The sequence below is a fragment of the Variovorax paradoxus genome (assembly GCF_040544635.1).
Lineage (GTDB): Bacteria > Pseudomonadota > Gammaproteobacteria > Burkholderiales > Burkholderiaceae_C > Variovorax > Variovorax paradoxus_R.
The window spans coordinates 36,131-50,287 of record NZ_JBEPKJ010000022.1 but is presented as its reverse complement, the minus strand read 5'-3'; the positions used below and the strand labels follow the sequence as shown (position 1 = coordinate 50,287).

Genomic DNA, 14,157 nt, shown 5'->3' with positions numbered 1-14,157 from the left:
CGAGACCACCTCGATGCCGTTGCCGGTGGTCAGCGCGCCCAGGCCGCCAAGCTGGGTGATCTGTACGCTGGTCTTGCCGCTGGCCGAGGCGCTCGCCCCGTCGAGCACCAGCCGGTCGCTCACGCTGGAGCTGTCGCCCAGGAAAGTGCCCAGCCGCAACACGCCGTTGTTGCCCACGTAGGCGCCGTTGACAGTGAGGGTGGTGCCCGGAGTGGTGCCCACCGTCGAGACCGTACCGCTGTTGGCGAGCGATGCGACCGTCTGGCTGAAGCCTGCGAGGTCGAGCGTGGCACCGCTTGCCACGGTGTGTGCCGAGGCCGCGCTGAAGGTGCCGGTGGCACCAGCCCTCAGCGTGCCTTCAGCCACATTGGTCGCGCCGGTGTGGGTGTTGGCGCCCGAGAGCGTGAGCGTGCCGCTGCCCAGCTTGGTGATGAAGCCGCCGCCGCTGATGTTGCCGCTGAGCGTTTCACTGAAGGCGCCGGTGTCGATGATCGGATCGTTGTTGCCCGTCAACTCAATGGCGTTGGCGAGGTTCAGGCCGTCGGCAACAAAGCCGAGCGTGGTGCCGTCGTCCATTGCCAGCGTGCCGGTGCCCAGCGCCAGGTTGTTGCCGACGTTCAATCGGCCCTGCTTGAGCGCGGTGCCGCCGCCATAGCTGTTGGCCGCGGTCAGCGTCGTGGTGCCCGCGCCTTGTTTCACGAGCGAGCCCGTGCCGCTGATGGTGCCCGAGAGCAGCAGCGCATCCGAGCGGTTGACGACCAGCGTCGCGTTGTTCAACACATCGCCCACGATGCTGCCGGTGGTGCCGCCACTGCCGAGCTGCAGCGTTCCCGCAGAAATGGTGGTGAGACCGGTGAAGGCCTGGTCCGCGGTCAGCGTGAGGACGCCCGCGCCGGTCTTTTCGATGCCGCCGGAGCCGGTGACAAGCCCGGTATACGTTGCGTCGGCCGGCTGCGCGAAGCGCACGAGCCCTGCATTGCCGATCGCCAGGGGCGCGAACTCCGCCGTGCTTTGCAGGGTGCCCTGCGCCTCGACATTCATGGTGCCCGTGTAGGCGCTGGCATCGGCGCCCAGAATCAGGGTGCCGCCATTCACGGTCGTGCTGGTGATGCCCGACGCCGGCAGCGCGACATTGAAGGTCCAGATGCCGGCATTGCTCTGCAGTGTCTGGAAGCCGGCCAGGGAGAGGGGCGCAAAGGTCGATGCGGCGCCATCTTCGCTCTCGAGTGTGAGCAGGTTGGCACCGCCTCCGCCAGAGATGTTGCCGGTGATCGACGAGCCCGTGAAGGCATGCAACGCATCGTTTCCGTTGGCGAAGTTGAGCGATCCGATGACGCTGCCCTTGTTGGTGAAATCGACGGCCGAGGTGCCGTTGGCGCCGAACACCGTCGCGATGCCGGGGTTGCTCTTGCCATCCTCAAAGCCCGCTTCCATCCTGCCGGTGTTGAGGATGGTGTTGTTGCCCGAGTTCGCCTGGAACCAGATCGCCGCATGGGTCGACCGCACGGTGCCGTGATTGATGATCGTGTTGCCGCTACCAAGAGGATTGACCGCCTCCGAATTGCCGGCAGTTCCATCGGCGAAGACGTTGGCGCCCTGCTCGATGGTGAGGGTGCTGTTGTTGTTGAACTCGATCGTATTGGCACCGATGCTGCCACCGTAAGGGCTGTCTGCGCCGGTGGAAATGTTCTGGACCGTGGCACCGCCGCGAACCGTGATGACGGCATTGTTGCCAAGGCTGATCGCGGTGCTGTTGCCCGTCCTGATCTCCGCATCTGGCTGGACATCCACCGAGGTGTTGTCGGCCGTGGCGGCTCCGGTACCGACGGTCGTGCCCTGCGTTCCACCTGTCGTGCTGCAGGTGATGGCCGCACCCGCAGCCACACAATCCGCCGCTGCGGGCATGGACAAGGTCGCCAAAGCCAGGGCCACCGCTGCGCCTGCCGTGCTGGCGGCGCTGCTGGCCTTTGCGTGACCTCGGCTCAACTCCGAGACGACTGTCCATGCCGCGAGCGCGTCATTCCACACAATGCGAAAAACTTTGTTCATGATGTTCCTGGTTGGTCCGCCGCCGCGGTGTAACGGCGCTGAGCCAGCCAAGATCAGGATGTACGGCCTTTGCCGGACAAGCCCTCTGTGCCGCAGCGCCGAGCGTGAGCGCGCGAGCTTATGTAACAAGCTATGGGTTTTCGCTAACCATTGTTAACTTCAGTTCGCGTTCCATTAACTAGTTCACAAAAGAGGCGCGATTTAGTACTCGCCCCCACACTCGGGGGCGTTCTGACAGGGTTTGCGGGGTCTCCAGGCGCTAATTGAACTAAAATGTAGTTCCTTTGTTCTACTTTTTAGATCGCTGGCTGTCTGCTCTGCGCCAAAAGCGACAACGGAACAGCGCCAGCCCCCACGTATCAGGGCCGCGAACGGCGGCATCAACATGACCCTGGAAAATCAATGGCCTGCTTCTGAGGCGGCAGGGCGCATCGGCGAATCCGAAGTGTTCGGCGCGCAGATCAGCGCGATCGTTTCGATGCTGCGCGCGATGTACATGGCACACCCTGCCCCCGAAACCGTCAGGCATCATTTCGATCAATTGATGGCCCAGTTGCTTTCAAGCCCGTACGTGAGCGACGACCCGGATCGCCAACTGGTTCTTCAAGAGACCGCCGCAAGCTTGACTCGCCATCCGAACCCAGCCGCCTGCTGAGCAAGTCGGGATTCGAACTCCTTGGGTGTGGGCGGTAGCCGAGCGCCGAGATGGTCACAGAATCGAGGCAGTGACCTGCTCCGCAAAAGATAATCGCTGACGGAGGCGCCATGCCGACACTTCCCTATGCAATTCTCGAAGCCCCTTCCACGTTGGGCCTGGCGACGGACGGCGTGGAGCGCTTGCCCGACCGGCTGCTGGAACTCGGTCTTGCGCAGCGCATCCACGCGCGGCGCGCCGCGCGGCTGGCAGTGCCTGCGAAGGATCCTGCGCCCGACCCCGAAACCGGCATCCTGAATGCCAGGGCCATTGCGGCGTGGTCGCCCCGCTTCGCCGACGCGGTCGAAGCGGTGCTTGACGCGCGCGAATTCCCGGTCGTGCTGGGCGGCGACTGCACGATCGTGCTGGGCTCGATGCTCGCGTTTCGACGTCGTGGCCGTTACGGCCTGTTCTTCATCGACGGCAACGCCGATTTCTTCCAGCCCGAGGCGGAACCCAATGGTGAGGGCGCCTCGATGGACCTTGCCCTCGTCACCGGCTACGGCCCCTCGCTCCTGACCGACATTGAAGGCCGCGGTCCTCTGGTCCGCCCCGAAGACGCCGTCGCGTTCGCGTATCGCGATCACAAGGATCAGGAGGCGTACGGAAGCCAGCCGCTCCCCAAAGAGCTCAAGGCGATCGACCTTCCCGCCGTGCGCGCGATGGGCATCGAGGCCGCGGCTCGCCAAGCGGTCGACCACCTGACGCGAGATGAGTTGGACGGCTTCTTCATCCATCTCGATGCCGATTGCCTCGACGACGCCATCATGCCGGCTGTCGATTTCCGCGTGCCGGACGGGTTGTCGCGGGACGAACTGGGAACCGCGCTTCGGATTGCCTTGGCGAGCGGCAAGGCCGTCGGCCTCGAGATCACCATCTACAACCCGCGCCTTGACGAGGACGGCAGCGCCGGGCGCGGCCTGGCAGACGTACTGGCCGCAGCGCTTGGAACAGCGGCGTCCTGATGAACACAGCCGCCCAGAACAGACCGCTCAGAAGGTGACGGTCACGACGATCGTGTCTGCGTAGGTGCCGGGCACTACCGTGGTCTGGCTGGCGGGAATGCGCCCGTAGACGGTGTGCGAAGCGTTGCCCGTAACACCGCTCGTGCCCCCCGAGACACTGCTCGCACCCCAGACCGTGCCACGCGCAGCATCGGTGTACAGGTTGTAGTTCAGGCCGTTGGCGCCCGAGGTCATCCTGCGCTGCGCGACCGTTCCGGCGCCCGTCCCCAGGCCGACGGTGTAGCTGATCGCGGTTGGCACCAACCCCAGGATCAGGCGTGCCTGTATCGTGATCGTCGACGTGCTGTCGGTCACCAAGGCGCTCAGCGGCGCGTAGTTGCCGAAGGCAAGGTCGCCCGCAATGACGGTCACGCACAGAAGAAGATTGCAGGTCTGCCCGGTCCCGGCCTGCGCCGCGCCGGCCGCCGACAGCATGGCCGCTGCCAGCGCCACGTTGCGGATGCGGCGCTTCAACGGGGCGACGGGGCTGCGGCGATCGGTTCGCATGTGTAGGGTCCAAGGCCGGGCAGGATGCTCTTGGGGAGCACGGGGCCCAGCGTGAAGCGGCATTGCCCGCCACGCCAGCGCGCTTCGAACTGTTCGCCGGCCTGCGGTCGCTCGATGGACACCGCGCCCCCGTAGCCGGAGATGAGCGATGTGGCGCGCGTGCTGCTCCAGATGTCGATGCCCGGTGGCAACGGCCGCCCGTCGGCCAGGCGGACGATCGCGAGCACCTGCGTGTCGTGGGAAATATCGAAGCCCGCGATCGCAACGCCCTTGTAGCGCGGGACCACCTGGACGGTGTCGCTGCGCACCTGCGCCTCGATGGGCAGGTCGGTGCTGTCGATGCCGATCCGGTTCGATTCGTAGGCGCGCAGGCCGGTCACGATGGCCCTTCCTTCCGCATCGGTGGTGGTCCAGGGCTGGTTCTCGCGGTAGACCTTGATGCCCGGCGCGCCCGGCACGGTGACCAGCGCGAAGGCGTCGTCGGACTGGCGGGTTGCGAACGCAAGCCCTTGCGTATAGCCCACTGCGCCGCTGGCGCGCAGGCGCAGACCCGTCTCGCCGCCCAGGCGTGCGGCTTCGGCCGTGACGATGCCGTAGCGGCCGAGCCAATCGACGCTTGCCTCCGTCCGCTGGAGTTCGCCGCGCGACACCAGCAGCCGATAGCCGTAGCCGGCATCGCTGGGCGGCGACTGGTTGATTTCGGCGATAGTCGTATTGCGTCCATCGCTGCGCTGCGTCGAGACCGAGAGGTTGCGGCGTTCGCCGAGCGGCACGGTCAGCGTCACGCCGACGGTGGTGGCTGAACGAGTGGCATTCTGGCTGGTGCGCGCCGCATAAGTGCTCAGCCACGCGTTGCCGGCGACGGCCAGCGACCAGCTGGCTGTCAACACGCCGACGCGCTCGCCGGCGTTGTAGCGCAGCAGCGTATAGCTGGCGCCGAGCGTTCCGAACTTTCCCAGCGAGCGTCCCGCAAAGACCTGGCTTTGGCCGGTGACGTGCACCTTGCTGTCCTGCCAGCCGATCTGGGTGAAGTCCCGGCTCGCCACCTGGCGGCTGGCGGAGAAGTTCCAGTCGTTGCTCGTGCGCGTGAAAGAGGCGCGCGCCAGCGCGCCCTGCCCACCATCCGACGAGCTGCTGGCCGCGCCGTGCAGGCCGAATCCACCGATCGGGGCCCACACCCAGCTCAGGCCGCCCCCGGCGGTCTGGCTGCGCGCACCCGCTTCGGCATGCAATTCGACGGTGGCCGTGTCATCCAGCCCCTTGCGCCAGTTGCCCGACACGAAGGGTCGTCCGTAGTCGAAGCTGCGCTCGCCATAGCGCAGGCGATTCCAGCCCACTGCGATCGCGTAGTCAGACAGGCCGGCACGCAGCAGACTCGAACTCACGTAGTACGGCGTCGTGACCGTACGGCGCACGCCGAGCGCATCAGTCACCGCAAAACGCATTTCGCCCGCGCCCGTCAACACCGGCACATCGCTGATCGCGAACGGCCCGGCATTCACCTTGTCCTGGTAGCGCAGCGTGTCGTTGACATACACCTCCACCGCCGAAGGAACGGCCGAGCCGCCACGCAGCGTCGGCGTCGGATAGCTGATAAAGCCCGGCTGCAGGCTGAAACGGGTGCCGAACTGCACGCCGCCGAAACGAAACGGCGTGGACCATACGGCGCCTTGCGTGATCGAGTCGCCCACGGTCAGCCGCGTCAGGCGCTCGGGGTCGTCGTATCGGTAGTAGGTGTCGAGCCGGGTCGCGCCATGGGCACCCCCGAGCGAAGACTGGCCGAGCACGAAGTTGCTGGTCATCACTCCCCAGGCGCCTGACACTGCCGCATCGAAATAGCCCGAGGCCCGGGTGCCCTGGCGGTCGTGCTGCAACGCGACGTCATAGTTGAGGAAGGCGCCCAGGGCGGCCTCGGACAGGGGCACGCGCGGTGCGGTTCGCGCCCCTGTCGCGCCGGCAGTGAAGGCCTCGGGCGGTACTTGCAGGTTCGCGGTCTGGGTGCGCTCGTCCAGCGTCACCTTGAGGCCCGTGATGCGGCGCAAGTCGTAGTAGTCGATGCCGTCGATCCGCATGGCGGGCGCATCCGGTATGACCAGTTGCCAGGCCTCGAGGTCCGGGCGCCCGAACAGCAACTGCGCGCCACGGCGGCGGATGGGGCGCATCGCCTCTTGTGGCTGTCCGTTGATGCGCACGTCCAGGATCACAGGCTGTGCATCTTCCGCGGGATCCGGGGCAATGGTCTGTGCACCGGCGATCTGAACGGCGAGGCAACTGCAGCACGCGCAAAGGCCGAGTGCCGCCGATGGGCGCGCAAGAAGGCTCAGCTTGCCCCGAGCGGGGTGACAAGGCATAGGCAGCAGTTGCAACCCAGAGGTCTCATCACTGGCGTGGTGCGGTGTCGGCACGGGGAATGTGCACGGTGGCCGCCGGCAATGCGGTGGGCGCATCGCTGGCGGCATCGATCTGGAGGCTGCTGCCAGGGGCCAGCAGGGGCAGGTTCAACGCCACGTCGGCCGACCGGCCCGGCAACACATAGAGGGACATGTTCTTTCGCAGCAGTTCGGCGCCACCTTCGCGCCGCACGAGGATCTGCGTCAACTGCAAATGATCCGTGCCGCGGTTGTCGATGGTCAGGACGTGGCCGGAACCTCCGGGTGCCGCCGAGGAGGAGGAGGAGGACGCACGCTGCAGGCGCCATTCCGCGTCCTGGCGCGATGCGCCTGCGGGCGGTACAAAGATCGGCACGGCAAGACGCAACAGCGTCTGCAATTGCCCGCCGCCCTTCCCGTCCCGCGGGAGCGCCTGGTCACGCGGCAACTGCTGGAAGAAGATGCGGTAGCTGCGCTCGGTGTCGGCCGCCGGAACCTGAAGGCCGAGCCGCACGATCTGCTGCGCGCCGGGGGACAGGCGAAAGATCGAGGGGTTGACCAGCACCTCGCGCGTGGGCTGATAGATGTCCTGCCCGTTCTCCTGCGACCAGGCCATCACCTCCGCCTGGACCGCGACCTCGCCCTCTTCTTCGCCGCTGCCCAGCGTGAGGGACGCAACGGGACGCGATGGTGTCAGCACCACGCGCACCGGCGCGACATAGAGGCTCGCAGCCTGAACTGCACCGGCCGCTGCCCCCATCACCGCCAGCACCCAGGGCAGCAATGCCGCTATGCGGGGGAGCAGTGGTGGACCCATTCGGCGCCGATGTCGTCGGCCTCAATAGGTCAACGTGAGCGTGATGGTGTCGGCGTAGTCCACCTGGGGAGAGGCGCTGTATTGGCCGATGGGGATCGCACCGTAGATGGTGTACGGCTGCGGCAGGCCGGTGGCCGTGTAGCCCGTGCCGGCCGTGCTGTCGTCCCAATTGGTGGTCATCGCGCTTTCCTTGAAGAGCGCGTACGACAGGGTTTCGTTGCCTGCGGGAGCTGTCGGGCTCGTCATCTTGCGCGTGCTCACCGTCGCACCCGAGCTGGCGCCGGGACTCAGGCCCACCGAGTACGTCGTGCCAAAAGTGCAGGTGACATTGAACGCCGTTGTGCCGGTGGCCACTGTCCCGGTCGACGGGGTGTAGCTGCCAAAGGCCAGCGTGGCGGGTGTCGACACGAGACAGGCCTTCAGCACGGTGGCCGTCACCTGGAACGTGGCGGTCGCCACGGCGGCTTGCGCGGATTGAAGGGGTAGAACAGCCAACAAGGCGAGCGCCGCAGCACCCACGGTGCAGGGGAAAAGCGAGGGTATCCGTTGCATGGAAGTTTCCTCCATTGAACGTGCTCGGTCAGAACGCCGCCGTTGCGCCCAGTCTGAGGGGTAAAGGCATGTCGTGCCGTCGTCGCCACAAAAGAAATAAACAATTGGTTTCCCTTGATGCGGCGCAAGCCGATGGCGCTGCTGCCGTGCTGAATGAGGATTTATCGGCCAAGGCATCTTCGATTCCGAGATGTTGCTGAAAAGCAGACGCAGACCGCCGACCCTGTGTCCGGCACAAGCGCGCGAAGAAGACCAGCGCGACGCGCTAAACTCCTTCTTCTAACGACGTTTCCGCGCCACCGGAATCTGCCCGTAGCTCAGTTGGATAGAGCACCTGCCTTCTAAGCAGGTTGTCGGGGGTTCGATCCCCTCCGGGCAGGCCAATCCCTCATTTCACGCAGCTTCACGCTGCCTTGTGAGCCGGCCCCCTTCACTTGAACTCATCCGCCGCGATGCCGAACTTGCGCAACTTGTCATGCAAGGTCTGCCGCGCGATGGAAAGGCTGCCGGCTGTGGCGGGCTGGTCGCCCTGGTGCTTGCGCAGCGCCTCGACGATCACTGCGCGCTCGAAGGCCTCGACCTGCTGCGGCAGCGCGTGCGGCAATGCGGGCAGGCCTTCGCCGGTGCCTCGCGCCTGCGTGAGGCGCTCGCCGAGCAGGCCCAGCACGAAACGGTCGGCCACGTTGCGCAGCTCGCGCACATTGCCGGGCCAGGCATAGGCCATCAGGTCGGCCAGCTGGGCGTTGGTGAGCAGCGGCGCCGCGCGCTCGTAGCGGCTCGCGGCCAGCAGCGTGAAGTGCTCGAACAAGAGCGGAATGTCTTCGCGGCGCTCCCGCAGCGGTGGCAGCTCGATGAAGGCCACGCCCAGGCGGTAGTACAGGTCGGCCCTGAATTTCTGGCGGTCACTCATTTCCTTCAGGTCGTCCTTGCTCGCGGCCACCACGCGGCAGTCGAAGGCAATGGCCTTGTTGGAGCCGATGCGCTCGATGCTGCGCTCCTGCAGCGCGCGCAGCAACTTGATCTGCACCTGCATCGGCATGCTCTCGATCTCGTCGAGAAAAAGCGTGCCGCCGTTGGCGTATTCGAACTTGCCCACGCGCACGCGGTTGGCGCTGGTGAAGGCGCCGGCCTCGTGGCCGAAGAGTTCGCTCTCGGCCAGCGCCTCGGGCAGGCCGCCGCAGTTGAGCGGCACGAAATGCTGGCGGCGTCGTTCGCTGTGCTCGTGCAGGCAGCGGGCGACGAGCTCCTTGCCGGTACCGGTTTCGCCGTAGATCAGCACGTCGGCCGAGGTCTCGGCCAGCGTCATGACGGTGCGGCGCACCAGCTGCATCTGCGCGGAGCGGCCGATCAGCACCGACTGGATGCCGTTCCAGTTTTCCAGCGCATCGCGCAGCACGCGCACCTGCAGCGAGAGCTGCCGGCGCTCGATGGCATGGCGCACGATGGCCACCAGGCGCTCGGAGCTGAAGGGCTTTTCGATGAAGTCGTAGGCGCCCTCGCGCATGGCCTGCACCGCCATCGCGATATGGCCATGGCCGGTGACCAGGATCACGGGCAGCTCGGCATCGGCCGCATGCAGTTCGCGCAGCCATTCGGTGCCGCTCAGGCCCGGCAGGCGCACGTCGCAGACCACGATGGCCGGCACGCCGAAACTGATGTGGCCGCGTGCGCGCTCGACGCTCGGAAAGGATTCGACCTCGAAACCGGCCAGGGTCAGCACCTGGGTTGTGCTGATGCGGACGTCTTCGTCGTCCTCGACCAGCATCACCCGGATGGCAGGGGCTTCGCTCACTTGTTGATCACTCCTGTGGGGGTGGGAATAAGAATGTTCTGCACGGCGGCAGGCAGGTCGACAACGAAACAGGCGCCGCCGTCGGGCAGGTTGGCCGCGCGCAGCGTGCCGTCCATGGCCCGCACCAATTGTGCCGAGATCACGAGCCCGAGGCCCAGGCCCGTGCCCGCCGGCTTGCTGGTGACGAAGGGCTCGAACAGGCGCGGCAGGATGTCGGGCGGAATGCCCGGACCGGTGTCGCTCACGCGCAGGATCACGCGGCCCTCCTGCGGCCTGGCCTCGAGCCGCAGCGTGCGCCGGGGCGACTCTTGCATCGCGTCGATGGCGTTGCGCATCAGGTTGACGAGCACGCTGCCGAGCGCGGCCTCCTCGGCCATGACGCTCAGCGCCGCGGGCTGCACGTCGACCTCGATGGCAATGCCGTTCTTCTTCGTGGCCTCGGCCACGATGACCTGCGCGTCGGCCACGGCCCGCACCATCGGCACCGCCGCAAGCGGCAGTTCGCTCTTGTGCGCGAAGGTCTTGAGTTGCGAGGTCAGGCGGGCAAGGCGGTCGACCATGCCGCGAATGCGCTGCAGGTTGCCGCGCACGTCGTCCAGGCGGCTCTTGTCGAGCAGGATGGCAGCGCTCTCCGAGAGCGTACGCATCGCGGTGAGCGGCTGGTTGAGCTCGTGCACCACGCCGGCGGACATCTGGCCCAGCGCCGCCATCTTGCCGGCATGCACCAGCTCGCCCTGGGTGGCGCGCAACTGCTCGGTGCGCGCAACCACGGTCGATTCGAGGGTGTCGTGCGCGGCCTGCAGCGCAGCCTGGTTGGCCAGCTTCTGCCGCACGGCGCGGCGGCGCTGCCACAGCGTGACGGCGATCAGCAGCAGCACCGCCATCGCCAGGCTCGCGGTGATGGCCGCATTGCGTGCGCCCACACGAAGCGGCGCCAGGTCGTCGAGCACCACCAGCTGCCACGGCGCGCCGCGCAGCTTGCGCGTGGAGGCAAGCTGGTCCACGCCGTCGAGCATGATGACCTGCACGTCGCGCGCCAGCGCCTCCTTCTGCACCCATTGCAACGGCAGCAGCGCGGCTTCGCCGTAGGGCCGCGAGCGCTGCACTTCGGCGCGCTGCAGGCCGTCCAGCGGCAGCATCGGGCGGAACTTGATGTCCTCGCGGGTGGAGAGAATCACCACGCCGCGCTGGTCGATCAGCACCACGTCGCCCGGGAGCTTGCGCCAGGCGCGCTCGGCCTCCTCCAGGTTGACCTTGACGGCCACCACGCCGCGCGTCGGCTGGTCGCGGCGCAGCGCGTACGAAAGGTAATAGCCGGGCTTGCGGCTGGTGATGCCCACGCCGTAGAACCGGCCCCTGCCCTGCCCCAGCGCATCGATCACGTAGGGGCGGAACGACAGGTCCTGGCCGACGGTGGTACCGGGGCGGTCCCAGTCGGAGGCCGCGAGCGAGGTGCCGCCGGCGTCCAGCACATAGAGCATCTCGGCGCCCGCCGTGGCATTGACGCCGTTCAGGTAGCGGTTGACCGCCTCGCGCAGCGAGCTGTCCGTAGGCGTGCCGAGCAGCGCCGGGACGATGGGCGTCATCTCCAGCAGCGCGGGCAAATACTCGAAGCGGGCCAGGTCGGCGTCCAGGCCGGTGGCGAGCATGTCCAGGCGGTGGTCGGCCGCGTCGCGCAGGCGCGCAAGGCCCGTCTGCATCGCGACATGGTGGCCGGCGAAAGCGGCCACGGCCACCAGCGCCAATGCGCCGAGCCAGCGCGGCAGGCCGCGCCAGCGCCTGGGCGCGTGAGAAGAAGGTAAATCCAGGCGCAGTGCCGGCTCCCGTGAAGTCATGAACCCGTTATTGCACAAGGCCGCGAAGGCCGCATCAGTGGCAGCCCGGTGGCGTGCATCCTGCAACATCGCGTCCAGGCCCTGCATGCGCTCAGGCATAGCGCAGTTCGCCGGTCTTGCCACGGAAGACCCGGTAGGAGAACACGGTGTAACCCACGATGGCCGGCACCGAGATGCAGGCGCCCACCAGAATGACCTTGAGCGCCGGCGCACTGCTCGCGGCCTGCCAGATCGTGAGCTGGCCGATGACGACGTACGGGTAGATGCTGTAGGCCAGCCCGAGAAAGCCGAGCACGAACACCATGATGAGCAGCACGAAGGGCAGCCAGCACACCGGCCCGCGCACCATGCGCGTGTTCAGGAGGCCCCGCACCGCGAGCAGCGCGACGGCCGTCATGAGCGGAATGGCGGCCAGCGCCAATATCTCGGGCAGCGCGAACCAGCGCTCGCGCACCTCGGGGCTGACCCAGGGCGTGGCCATCGAGATCAGCACCATGCCGCCGACCATCGGCGCCCACGCCGTGCGCGCCCACTGCACGGCGCGCTCCTGCAGCGCGCCCTCGGTCTTCATGATGAGCCATGCCGCACCCATGAGCACGTAGGCCATCGGCAGCGCGACCGCGATGGCGGCGGCGAACACCGGATAGTTCCAGCCGGTGCCGAAGCCGCTGATGTAGCGCCCCAGCATCCAGCCCTGCGCCACCGAGGTCAGCGTGGAGCCCGCGAAGAAGAGCCGGTCCCAGGTGCGCTTGTGGCTGTCGCGCGCCTTCACGCGGAAGTCGAAGGCCACGCCGCGCAGCGTGAGGCCGATGAGCATCAGCGTCACCGGCAGGTAGAGTTCGCCGAGCACCAAGCCGTGCGCCTTCGGAAAGGCGATCAGCAAAATGCCCACGCCCAGAACCAGCCAGGTTTCGTTGGCGTCCCAGAACGGGCCGATGGAGGCGACCATCACGTCCTTCTCTGCGTCGGTAGCGCGGTGCATGAGCATGCCCACGCCAAGGTCGTAACCATCGCTGACCACGTAGACCAGCATCGAGACGCCCATCAGCACCATGAAGATCACCGGCAAAGCGGCGTCGAAGCTCATCATTGCATTCATGCGAGGCCTCCTTCGACGATCGGTGAGGTGATCGCGCCCGCCGGTGTCGCGGCCTGCTCGGCGGCCTCGGTCGCCAGCACCTCGTCGGGCTTCTCGGCCATGTATTTGAGCACCGCCACGTACGCCACGATGAGCGCGAGGTACAGCGCGACGTAAAGCACCAGCGTGAGCCCGATCATTGCGGACGGCACCTTCGACACCACGTCCGCCGTGCGCACCAGCCCATAGACAATGTAGGGCTGACGGCCGATCTCGGTAACGTACCAGCCCGCCACCGTGGCCACCCAGCCCGAGAAGGTCATGCCCGCGAAGAGCCACAGCAGCGCGCGCGGCAGCAGCGCCGGTTGCCATTTCGTGCGGCGGTACAGCCACCAGCCGAGCCAGCTCGTGGCCAGCATCAGCATGCCCATGCCGACCATGATGCGGAAGGCGAAGAACATCGGCAGCGGCGGCGGGTGCGCGCCGGGAAAATCGTTGAGCCCGCGGATCTCCCCGTCGGCCTTGTGCGTGAGGATCAGGCTCGCGCCGTTCGGAATCGCGATCTCGAAGTGGTTCTTGCGCGCCGTCGCATCGGGAACGGCGAACAGCAGCAGCGGCGCACCGCGCTCGGTCTCCCACACGCCTTCCATCGCGGCGATCTTGGCGGGCTGGTGTTCGAGGGTGTTGAGGCCGTGCATGTCGCCCACCACGATCTGCACCGGAATGAGCACAGCCGCCAGCGTGAGTCCCACGCGCAACACGCGCGCCGCGCTGCGCTGGCCGACGCCGCGCAGCACCTGCCACGCCGAGAGGCCGATCAAGAGGAACGCGCAGGTCAGCGCCGAAGCCAGCAGCATGTGCGCAAAGCGGTACGGGAACGAGGGGTTGAAGATCACCGCGAGCCAGCTCGCGACATGGAACTCGCCATTCACGATCTCGTGCCCCGCGGGTGTCTGCATCCACGAATTGAGCGCCAGGATCCAGAAGGCCGAGAGCGTGGTGCCGAAGGCCACCATGAAGGTCGACATCAGGTGCACCCGTTCGCCGACCTTGCCGTGGCCGAACAGCATCACGCCCAGGAAACCCGCTTCGAGAAAAAATGCGGTGAGCACTTCGTAGCCCAGCAGCGGCCCCGCCACATTGCCCACGCGCTCCATGAAGCCCGGCCAGTTGGTGCCGAACTGAAAGCTCATGGTGATGCCGCTCACCACGCCCAGCGCAAAGGTCAGCGCAAACACCTTGGTCCAGAAACGGTAGGCGTCGAGCCAGCCCTGTGCGAGCGCGGCATCGCTGCCGCCGCGCGTGCGCAGCCAGCGCCAGCGGAAGAACAGCAGCAGCCAGCCCAGCGCGATGCTGATGGTGGGAAACAGGATGTGGAAAGTGATGTTGGCCGCGAACTGCATGCGGGCGAGGATCAGGGCGTCCATCAGGTTCCTTTCAGGCCGCCGGCGGTGGGCCAC

Annotated in this window: 11 protein-coding genes and 1 tRNA gene; 3 read left to right on the top strand and 9 right to left on the bottom strand. The window is 66.8% G+C overall.

Going from position 1 to position 14,157, the window contains the following annotated elements; all coding sequences use genetic code 11:
• Window positions 1-2,049 (bottom strand): autotransporter-associated beta strand repeat-containing protein (locus tag ABIC94_RS26980; protein ID WP_354376110.1); only part of this gene is annotated, 2,049 nt, incomplete at its 3' end.
• A gap of 385 nt (window positions 2,050-2,434) precedes the next feature.
• On the opposite strand from ABIC94_RS26980, the gene ABIC94_RS26975 reads away from it, so the two are divergent.
• Together ABIC94_RS26975 and ABIC94_RS26970 are read left to right on the top strand one after the other, a co-directional pair.
• The gene (locus tag ABIC94_RS26975) at window positions 2,435-2,704 is read left to right on the top strand and encodes a hypothetical protein (RefSeq protein WP_354376109.1); all 270 of its coding nucleotides are present in this window, start codon (window positions 2,435-2,437) and stop codon (window positions 2,702-2,704) included.
• A gap of 110 nt (window positions 2,705-2,814) precedes the next feature.
• The gene (locus tag ABIC94_RS26970) at window positions 2,815-3,708 is read left to right on the top strand and encodes an arginase family protein (protein ID WP_354376108.1); all 894 of its coding nucleotides are present in this window, start codon (window positions 2,815-2,817) and stop codon (window positions 3,706-3,708) included.
• A 27-nt stretch (window positions 3,709-3,735) separates the two neighbouring features.
• Here ABIC94_RS26970 and ABIC94_RS26965 read toward each other — a convergent pair whose 3' ends face one another.
• The 4 genes from ABIC94_RS26965 to ABIC94_RS26950 all read right to left on the bottom strand — a co-directional run bounded on the left by ABIC94_RS26965 (window position 3,736) and on the right by ABIC94_RS26950 (window position 7,992).
• The gene (locus ABIC94_RS26965; protein WP_354376107.1) at window positions 3,736-4,254 is read right to left on the bottom strand and encodes a Csu type fimbrial protein; all 519 of its coding nucleotides are present in this window, start codon (window positions 4,252-4,254) and stop codon (window positions 3,736-3,738) included.
• Window positions 4,218-6,458, bottom strand: a complete 2,241-nt coding sequence (locus tag ABIC94_RS26960) for a fimbria/pilus outer membrane usher protein (protein ID WP_354376106.1) — start codon at window positions 6,456-6,458, stop codon at window positions 4,218-4,220. The genes ABIC94_RS26965 and ABIC94_RS26960 overlap by 37 nt, the downstream gene beginning before the upstream one ends.
• Window positions 6,459-6,633: 175 nt before the next feature.
• Window positions 6,634-7,440 carry a fimbrial biogenesis chaperone gene (locus tag ABIC94_RS26955; RefSeq protein WP_354376105.1) on the bottom strand — a complete coding sequence of 269 codons (807 nt, stop codon included), beginning with the start codon at window positions 7,438-7,440 and terminating at the stop codon, window positions 6,634-6,636.
• Between the two features lie 21 nt (window positions 7,441-7,461).
• Window positions 7,462-7,992 carry a Csu type fimbrial protein gene (locus ABIC94_RS26950; RefSeq protein WP_354376104.1) on the bottom strand — a complete coding sequence of 177 codons (531 nt, stop codon included), beginning with the start codon at window positions 7,990-7,992 and terminating at the stop codon, window positions 7,462-7,464.
• Between the two features lie 306 nt (window positions 7,993-8,298).
• Between ABIC94_RS26950 and ABIC94_RS26945 the strand changes: the two genes are divergently transcribed.
• A tRNA-Arg gene (locus ABIC94_RS26945) sits at window positions 8,299-8,375 on the top strand.
• A gap of 47 nt (window positions 8,376-8,422) precedes the next feature.
• Here the strand turns inward: ABIC94_RS26945 and ABIC94_RS26940 are convergent.
• From ABIC94_RS26940 to ABIC94_RS26925, 4 genes are all read right to left on the bottom strand, one after another.
• Window positions 8,423-9,784 carry a sigma-54-dependent transcriptional regulator gene (locus ABIC94_RS26940; protein WP_354376103.1) on the bottom strand — a complete coding sequence of 454 codons (1,362 nt, stop codon included), beginning with the start codon at window positions 9,782-9,784 and terminating at the stop codon, window positions 8,423-8,425.
• Window positions 9,781-11,619 carry a sensor histidine kinase gene (locus tag ABIC94_RS26935; protein WP_354376102.1) on the bottom strand — a complete coding sequence of 613 codons (1,839 nt, stop codon included), beginning with the start codon at window positions 11,617-11,619 and terminating at the stop codon, window positions 9,781-9,783. Before ABIC94_RS26935 ends, ABIC94_RS26940 begins: the two co-directional genes overlap by 4 nt.
• 91 nt (window positions 11,620-11,710) lie before the next feature.
• Window positions 11,711-12,718, bottom strand: a complete 1,008-nt coding sequence (locus ABIC94_RS26930; RefSeq protein ID WP_354376101.1) for a cytochrome d ubiquinol oxidase subunit II — start codon at window positions 12,716-12,718, stop codon at window positions 11,711-11,713.
• On the bottom strand, window positions 12,715-14,124 hold the full coding sequence (locus ABIC94_RS26925) for a cytochrome ubiquinol oxidase subunit I (protein ID WP_354376100.1): 1,410 nt from the start codon (window positions 14,122-14,124) through the stop codon (window positions 12,715-12,717). Before ABIC94_RS26925 ends, ABIC94_RS26930 begins: the two co-directional genes overlap by 4 nt.
• Window positions 14,125-14,157 lie beyond the last annotated feature (33 nt).